This window comes from Pseudarthrobacter albicanus (assembly GCF_018224015.1).
GTDB classification, from domain to species: Bacteria; Actinomycetota; Actinomycetes; order Actinomycetales; family Micrococcaceae; genus Arthrobacter; species Arthrobacter albicanus.
In genome coordinates, this window is record NZ_JAGPOT010000151.1 from 1 (window position 1) to 940 (window position 940).

Below are 940 nucleotides of genomic sequence, written 5' to 3' on the forward strand. Positions count from 1 at the left end.
TCCCGGGCCCCGGCCTCTCATTCCCAGGCCGTCAGCGGGCCGCCCAAAGCTCCGAAGAGCGGCCCGGAAGCCGTATCCCATCTCCGGATTGCCCCTTGTTCAGCGCTCTCCTAGGCGTTCGGCCGCGAGCTGGGACCCCCAGTTGGCCACGATGTTGGTGATGGTGGGGCCGGGGGCCACGGCGTTGAAGCGCAGGCCCCTGGGCCCGTACATCACGGCCGAGTTCTTGGTCAGGCCGACGACGGCGTGCTTGGACGCGGTGTAGGCGGCGCCGGCGGCGGAACCGCGCAGGCCGGCCTCGGAGGCGACGTTGACCACGGAGCCGGCGCCGGCGTCCAGCATCAGCGGCACCACGGCGCGGGTGAGGCGCATGAGGGCGGTGACGTTGATCCGGAAGACGCGGTCCCAGAGGTCGTCGTCCACCTCGTGGATCGGTGCGAAGTTGTCCATGATGCCGGCGACGTTCGCCAGGGCGTCGACCCGGCCGCCGGCGGCCGCGACGACGGCGGCCACTGTCTCTTCGGTGGAAATGTCGCCCGCCACGGGAACCAGGTCCAGTCCGGCGTTCTCTGCCACCAGGTCGTCCAGGCGTTCCTTGCTGATGTCGGCGGCGATGACGCGGCCGCCCTCCTTGGCGACGCGCAGGGCGGTGGCCTGGCCGATGCCGGAGGTCGCGCCCGTGACGATGACGGTCTTGCCGGTAAATCGGCCGCTGGTGGTGGCTTCCTGCCAGGTAGCTTCGTTGCCCATGATGTCCTTCCAGACGTTGCTGACGGTGATGCGATCCACCTTATGACACCCTGTGTCATTATGTAAGGGTGAATACTGGTGGGATGCCTCCCGATGCTTTGAAGCCCGCTGTCCTTCGCCCCACCGGGCGCCCGGTGACGATTGATCCCGACGCCGTGGCCGCCATCGCGCTGCGGCTGTTCGCCGAGCG

Annotated in this window: 1 pseudogene; it reads right to left on the reverse strand. The window is 68.9% G+C overall.

The window, feature by feature from the left end:
• Positions 1-108: 108 nt before the first annotated feature.
• A pseudogene (locus tag J9611_RS20850) lies at positions 109-750 on the reverse strand (SDR family NAD(P)-dependent oxidoreductase); the annotation flags it as partial.
• Positions 751-940 lie beyond the last annotated feature (190 nt).